Genomic DNA, 6892 nt, shown 5'->3' on the forward strand with positions numbered 1-6892 from the left:
AATCCCACTGACACGGCGCTGACCAGGATCAGTGGAGCACGACCTCGTGCGGCTCCGGCGTGGGCGCGGCGGCGGGGGTACGCCGCCGGCGCAGCATCCGCCACGCCGCGCCGAGGACCGCGACCACCCCGAACGAGGCGATCGCCATCAGCACCACCGAGGCGCCGGGGGCGGTGTCGGCGTTCGCGGCCACCCAGACCCCGGAGCCGGCGGCGAAGAGCCCGAGCGCCATCGCCGCCGCCATCGTGCTGCGGAACCCCCGGGTCACCTGCTGCGCGGTGGCCACCGGCACCACCATCAGCGCGCTGATCAGCAGCACCCCGACGGCCCGCATGGCGATCGTCACCGTGACGGCGGTGGCCACGGCGAGCAGCAGGTTGAGCGTGCGCACCGGCAGGCCGGAGACCCGGGCGTACTCCTCGTCGTGGCAGACCGCGAAGAGGGCCGGGCGCAGCGCCAGCATGGTCACCCCGATCGCGACGCCGAGCACCGCGATGGTGGTCAGGTCCTGCGGGGAGATCGTGGTCAGCGACCCGAACAGGTAGGCGTTGAGGTTGGCGCTGGTGCTGTCGGAGAGCCCGACCAGCGTCACGCCGCCGGCGATGCCGCCGTAGAAGAGCAGGGCCAGAGCCAGGTCGCCGGAGGTGCGCCCGCGGGCGCGGACCAGCTCGATGGTGATCGCGCCGGCGGTCGCCACGGCCACCGCGACGAGCACGGGGGAGCGGTTGAGCAGCAGGCCCGCGCCGACGCCGGTGAGCGCCACGTGCCCGACCCCGTCGCCGATCAGGGCGAGCTTCCGCTGCACCAGGTAGATGCCGAGCGCCGGGGCGGCCAGGCCGATGATCAGCGCGCCGATCAGGGCCCGCTGCATGTAGGGGTACTGGAAGAGTTCCATCTCAGCTGCTCCACAGCCCGGCGGGCTCGTCGGGACCGTGCGGGTGCACGTGGTCGTGGTCGGGCTCCGCGTGGTGGCCGGCAGGCTCGGGCACCGCGCCGTCGTGGCAGATCCCACCCTGGTGTACGACGACCGCCCGGCTGATCAGCGGCCGCAGCGGCCCGAGCTCGTGGGCCACCAGCAGCACCGTGCCGCCACCGGCGACGAAGGCGTGCAGCGCATTGGCGAACGCCTCCTGGCTGGCGGCGTCGACCCCGGCGGTCGGCTCGTCGAGGACCAGCAGCTCCGGCTCCCCGGCCAGCGCCCGGGCGATCAGGGTGCGCTGCTGCTGCCCGCCGGAGAGGGTGGCCACGGGATCGCGGGCCCGGTCGGCGAGCCCGACCGCCTCCAGCGCGGCGGTCACCGCCGCCCGGTCCGCCGCGCCGGCCGGGCGCAGCACCCCGCGCCGGGCGAGCCGGCCGGAGGCCACCACCTCGCGGACGGTGGCCGGTACGCCGCTGCCGGCGCCGAGGCGCTGCGGGACGTACCCGATCCGGTGCCACTGCCGGAAGCGGCGCAACGGACGGTCGAAGAGGGTGACCGACCCGGAGCTGAGCGGCACCAGGCCGAGCGCGGCGCGGATCAGGGTGGACTTGCCGGAGCCGTTGGCGCCGAGCACCGCGACCACCTCGCCGGCGGTCACGGTCAGTGAGACGTCGCGCAGCACGGGGCGGCCGTCGTAGCCGACCACCCCGTGCGCGACGGTGATGACTGGAGCCGTCATGAGCAGCTCAGCGCCGTTCGCAGGGTGGCAAGGTTGGTGCGCATGACCGAAAGGTAGTCGCCGCCGCCGGTGGACAGCCCCTCCAGGGGGTCCAGCACCGCGGTCTTCGCGCCGACCTCGGCGGCGATGGTCTCGGCCACCTTCGGGCTGACCAGCGTCTCGAAGAAGATCGTGGTGGCCTTGTGCTCCCGGGCCTCCTGGGCGACCTGGGCCAGGCGCTGCGGGGACGGCTCGTTGTCGGGGCTGAGCCCGGTGATGCCGATCTGCTCCAGCTGGTAGCGCCCGGTCAGGTAGCCGAAGGCGGTGTGGCTCACCACGATCTCCCGCCGCTGGCAGGTCTTCAGCCCGGCCGTGAACTCGGCGTCCAGCTTCTCCAGCTCGACGCGCAGCGCCTTGGCGCGGGCCGTGTAGTCGGCGGCGCGGTCCGGGTCGGCCCGGCCGAGCCGCTCGGCGAGCTTGTCGCCGACCGTGGCGAGGCGGGTCGGGTCCAGCCAGAGGTGCGGGTCCTTGGCGCCGCCCTCCTCGTGGCCGGGCTCCTCGGGGTGGGCGTGCTCCCCGCCCTCGTGGTCGTGGCCGCCCGCGGCGGCGTCAAGCAGCGGCTGCACGGTCGACACGTCGAACGCGCGCTCCTTGGCGTTCTGCTCGACGGCCTCGTCCAGCGCCGGCTGGAAGCCCTTGAGGAGCACGACCAGCTCCGCCTCGGCGACCTGGCCGACCTGGCCCGGGTTCAGCTCCAGGTCGTGCGGCTCCGCCCCGGGCTTGACCAGGTTGCTCACCTTCACCGCGTCACCGCCGATGCGCTCGGCGAGGAACTGCAACGGGTAGAAGGCGGCCACCACGTCGACCCGCTGCGGATCGGCGCCGGTCGTGCCGTCGTCGGAACAGGCCGTGACGCCACCCAGGGCGAGCAGGGCGGTGGCGGCGACGGCCAGGGTGCGCGGGGCGGAGCGGATGTTCATGCCATGAACTCTCCGCGACAACGATAATGATTGTCAAAAACGCATGCTTGCATGTCAGAGCAGCTTCACCAGGCCCGCGGTGACCAGCAGGGTGAGCGCCACCAGCCGGATCACCCGGGTCGGCGCCGTCTGCACCGACCAGGTGGTGACCAGCAGCGCGGCCACGGCCGCGGCGAGCAGCAGGGTCAACAGCCCGCCGACCACGCCGGGGGTGAAGAACGCGACAAGCACCAGCACGAGGGTGACCAGGAACACCGTCGTCGGGTTCGCCCGGGCCAACCGGGCCGGCATCCGGCTCTGCGTACGCTGCATCCCACAGACTCTACGAGGAGGAACCCCGTGCTGGTGACGAACCGGTTCGTGGTGGACGTCGATGTCGCCGACGAGTTCACCGAGCGGGCGCACGCCGCCCTCGCCGCCCTCGCGGCCCGCCCCGGTTACCTGCGCGGCCAACTGGTCCGGGCGCTGGACGACCCCCGGCACTGGTGCCTGGTCACCGAGTGGGAGTCGGTCGGCACCTACCGGCGGGCCCTGGGCGGCTTCGACGTCAAGATCACCGCTGTGCCGCTGCTCGCCGAGTCGCTCGACGAACCGTCGGCGTACGAGGCGCTCGCCACCGCCGCCCCGGGCGGGGACGTCGTCGCGGCCGCCAGCGATCGGGCCGCTGGTCCTTACCGCTGAGCCCGTGGGCACTACATTGCTTGCATGACCGCTCCCGGACCGGCGACCCCGCCGGCGTACCCTCCGTCGCCCGGCCAGCAGGGGGCGCAGCCGCCCGCCGTGCCCGGCCCGCCGGCGGACCCGGGCGTGCCCGCCCCGCCGGCCGGGCCGGGGGTCACCCCGCCGTTCGCGGCGCCCCCCACCGAGGGGCGCAACATCCGGCTCTGGCTCGGGCTGGGCGCCGGGGCGCTCGCCGTGCTGCTCTGCTGCGGCGGTGGCGGCGCGGCCGTGGTGGGCCTGGCCGTGACCGGGGTGCAGGCCGTGCGCGAGCAGGGACGCACCGTCTCCACCGACTACTACCGCGCGCTGGTGGAGCGGAAGTACGGCGCGGCGTACGACCAGCTCTGCGACGACGCGCAGCGGCGCGAGTCACGCCGCGAGTTCGAGCGCCGGGTGGCCGCCGAGCCGCAGATCGCGACCTTCCGGGTGGGCGACGTGGACGCCGTCTCCCTCACCGTGCCCGTCGACGTCACCTACACGGGCGGCCGGCAGGACCGGCAGGAGGTCACCCTCGGGCAGGACCAGCAGACCGGCGGCATGGAGGTGTGCGGGGTGAGCTGACCCGCCCCCGGTATTCTGCTGGGCCCGGGACGGCACGGGTCGTACCGTTGTCCCGAACTGTTCCTTCCGTCCTTACCGCGTCCCCGCCGACCGCCAGTCGGCGTAGGAGGAAACATGCCAGCCGACCGTATCGACGCCGTCGTCAGCCTCGCCAAGCGCCGAGGCTTCGTCTTCCCCTCCAGCGAGATCTACGGAGGCACCCGGTCGGCGTGGGACTACGGTCCGCTCGGCGTGGAGCTCAAGGAGAACGTCCGCCGGCAGTGGTGGAAGACGATGGTCCAGCAGCGCGACGACGTGGTCGGCCTCGACTCCGCCGTCATCCTGGCCCGCGACGTCTGGGCCGCCTCCGGCCACCTGGACGCCTTCGTCGACCCGCTGACCGAGTGCCAGTCGTGCCACAAGCGGTTCCGGGCCGACCACCTCGAGGAGGCGTACGAGGCCAAGCACGGCAAGCCGCCGGCCTCGCTGACCGAGCTGAACTGCCCGAACTGCGGCAACAAGGGCACCTTCACCGAGCCGAAGATGTTCAACGGCCTGATGAAGACCTTCCTCGGCCCGGTCGAGAGCGAGGAGGGCATGCACTACCTGCGGCCCGAGACCGCCCAGGGCATCTTCGTGAACTACAAGAACGTGGAGACGGTCGCCCGCAAGAAGCCGCCGTTCGGCATCGCCCAGACCGGCAAGTCGTTCCGCAACGAGATCACCCCGGGCAACTTCATCTTCCGCACCCGCGAGTTCGAGCAGATGGAGATGGAGTTCTTCGTCGAGCCGGGCTCGGACGAGCAGTGGCACGAGTACTGGCTCTCCGAGCGCTGGAACTGGTACCTCGACCTGGGCCTGTCGGAGAGCAACCTGCGCTTCTACGAGCACCCGAAGGAGAAGCTCTCCCACTACTCGAAGCGCACCGTCGACATCGAGTACCGCTTCCAGTTCGGCGGGACCGAGTTCGCGGAGCTGGAGGGCATCGCCAACCGCACCGACTTCGACCTCACCACGCACAGCAAGCACTCCGGCGTCGACCTGTCCTACTTCGACCAGGCCAAGGGCGAGCGCTGGATGCCGTACGTCATTGAGCCGGCCGCCGGCCTCACCCGCGCGGTGCTCGCGTTCCTGCTCGAGGCGTACGACGAGGACGAGGCGCCGAACACCAAGGGCGGCGTGGACAAGCGCACGGTGATGCGCTTCGACCCGCGGCTGGCCCCCGTCAAGGTGGCCGTGCTGCCGCTGTCGCGCAACGAGGCGCTCTCGCCGAAGGCGAAGGGCCTCGCCGCCGACCTGCGCAAGCGCTGGGTGGTGGAGTTCGACGACTCGCAGGCGATCGGCCGCCGCTACCGCCGCCAGGACGAGATCGGCACCCCGTTCTGCGTGACTGTCGACTTCGACACCCTGGACGACAACGCGGTGACCGTCCGGAACCGGGACACCATGGCCCAGGAGCGCATCGCGCTGGACCAGGTCGAGCGCTACCTGATCGAGCGCCTCCCCGGCTGCTGAGCTGCGGCGGGCCCCGGCCGGTGCGGAAGTTGCGCCGGCTGGGGCCCGTACACTTGTCCGGTGACCGCGCCGACCGTTCCCGCACTGCGCCCGTTGACCATCGGGCGGCACGAGGTGTGGCCGCCGGTGGTGCTCGCGCCGATGGCCGGCATCACCAACGTCGGCTTCCGGCAGCTCTGCCGGGAGCAGGGCGGCGGCATCTACGTCTGCGAGATGATCACCACCGTCGCGCTGGTCGAGCGGAATCCGAAGACGCTGCGCATGATCGCGTTCGGCGACGACGAGCGGCCCCGCAGCCTCCAGCTCTACGGCACCGACCCCGAGATCACCGCCGCCGCCGTGCGGATCGTGGTGGAGAAGGACCTCGCCGACCACATCGACCTCAACTTCGGTTGCCCGGTTCCCAAGGTCACCCGCAAGGGCGGCGGCTCGGCGCTGCCGTGGCGCCGCCGGCTCTTCGCGCGGCTGGTCAGGGCCGCGGTGGACGCCGCGTCGCCCGCCGGGGTGCCGGTCACGGTCAAGATGCGCAAGGGCATCGACGACGACCACCTGACGTACGTCGAAGCGGGCCTCGCCGCCCAGGACGCGGGCGTGGCGTCGGTCGCCCTGCACGGGCGTACGGCCGCGCAGCGCTACTCCGGCACGGCGGACTGGGACGCCATCGCGACGCTCAAGCAGGCCCTCGACGTGCCGGTGCTCGGCAACGGCGACATCTGGGAGGCCGACGACGCGCTGCGGATGGTGGCGCACACGGGCGTCGACGGGGTGGTGATCGGCCGGGGCTGCCTGGGTCGACCGTGGCTCTTCGCCGACCTGGAGGCCGCGTTCGACGGCCGCCCGGAACGCCGCCTGCCCACCCTCGGCGAGGTGGCGCGGACGATGCGCCGTCACGCCGAACTGCTGGTCGACCAGTTCACCGCCGGCTCCCGTACCCCCGCCCGGGGCGAGCGGGACGGCTGCACCGACTTCCGCAAGCACGTCGCCTGGTACCTCAAGGGCTTCCCGGTCGGCAGTGAGCTGCGCCGCGAGCTGGCCATGATCGAGAGCCTGGCCCAGCTCGACGACCTGCTCGGCAAGCTGGACCCGACCGAGCCCTTTCCCGTGGCCACCTTGGGCCAGCCGCGCGGCCGCACCAACTCGCCCGGCAAGGTCTTCCTGCCGGACGGCTGGCTGGCCAGCCGCGACGACGACACCGTCCCGGAGGGCGCCGAACTGGCTGACTCGGGCGGCTGAGCCCTCGGCCGCCACCCGGGCCTCGGCTGCCTCGGCGCTCCCGGCTGCGGCTCGGCCCCGGCCTGCCCGGCTGCGGATGCTGGGTGAAGGTGAAGACGACGAAAGGGCCGGCCCCTTGTGGGGGTCGGCCCTTGTCGCTGTGTGGTGCGCCTGTCGCTGGGTGGTGCGCGGTGCTGGGTGGTGTGTTGGTGTGTCGCTGTGGGGTCAGGCGGTGTAGCCGCGGGTGGCGATCCAGTCGGCGAGGTTGTCGACGCTCATGCGGTAGGA

The 6892-nt window shown here is 72.6% G+C and carries 8 protein-coding genes; 4 read left to right on the forward strand and 4 right to left on the reverse strand.

Annotated elements, in window-relative coordinates:
- Positions 1-28: 28 nt before the first annotated feature.
- Genes ACLQ20_RS30445 through ACLQ20_RS30460 form a run of 4 tightly spaced genes read right to left on the reverse strand, consistent with a single transcriptional unit; the run spans position 29 to position 2929 of the window.
- Positions 29-895 carry a metal ABC transporter permease gene (locus ACLQ20_RS30445; protein ID WP_425858278.1) on the reverse strand — a complete coding sequence of 289 codons (867 nt, stop codon included), beginning with the start codon at positions 893-895 and terminating at the stop codon, positions 29-31.
- 1 nt (position 896) lies between these two features.
- Positions 897-1658 carry a metal ABC transporter ATP-binding protein gene (locus ACLQ20_RS30450; RefSeq protein ID WP_151456939.1) on the reverse strand — a complete coding sequence of 254 codons (762 nt, stop codon included), beginning with the start codon at positions 1656-1658 and terminating at the stop codon, positions 897-899.
- Complete coding sequence (locus ACLQ20_RS30455) at positions 1655-2617, reverse strand: metal ABC transporter substrate-binding protein (protein ID WP_327029311.1); 963 nt, start codon at positions 2615-2617, stop codon at positions 1655-1657. Before ACLQ20_RS30455 ends, ACLQ20_RS30450 begins: the two co-directional genes overlap by 4 nt.
- A 54-nt stretch (positions 2618-2671) precedes the next feature.
- The gene (locus ACLQ20_RS30460; RefSeq protein WP_151456937.1) at positions 2672-2929 is read right to left on the reverse strand and encodes a hypothetical protein; all 258 of its coding nucleotides are present in this window, start codon (positions 2927-2929) and stop codon (positions 2672-2674) included.
- A 27-nt stretch (positions 2930-2956) separates the two neighbouring features.
- On the opposite strand from ACLQ20_RS30460, the gene ACLQ20_RS30465 reads away from it, so the two are divergent.
- From ACLQ20_RS30465 to dusB, 4 genes are all read left to right on the forward strand, one after another.
- Positions 2957-3298 carry an antibiotic biosynthesis monooxygenase family protein gene (locus ACLQ20_RS30465; protein ID WP_151456936.1) on the forward strand — a complete coding sequence of 114 codons (342 nt, stop codon included), beginning with the start codon at positions 2957-2959 and terminating at the stop codon, positions 3296-3298.
- Between the two features lie 126 nt (positions 3299-3424).
- Complete coding sequence (locus tag ACLQ20_RS30470) at positions 3425-3898, forward strand: hypothetical protein (protein WP_425858285.1); 474 nt, start codon at positions 3425-3427, stop codon at positions 3896-3898.
- Positions 3899-4012: 114 nt separating this feature from the next.
- Entirely contained in the window at positions 4013-5392 is a 1380-nt protein-coding gene (locus ACLQ20_RS30475; RefSeq protein WP_101412337.1) for a glycine--tRNA ligase, read from the forward strand.
- Between the two features lie 60 nt (positions 5393-5452).
- A complete protein-coding gene (gene dusB, locus ACLQ20_RS30480; RefSeq protein WP_151456935.1) occupies positions 5453-6625 on the forward strand; it encodes a tRNA dihydrouridine synthase DusB in 1173 nt (390 codons plus the stop codon).
- Positions 6626-6892: the final 267 nt, after the last annotated feature.

The organism is Micromonospora sp. DT46 (assembly GCF_049841735.1).
In the GTDB taxonomy this organism is placed as follows: Bacteria; Actinomycetota; Actinomycetes; order Mycobacteriales; family Micromonosporaceae; genus Micromonospora; species Micromonospora reichwaldensis.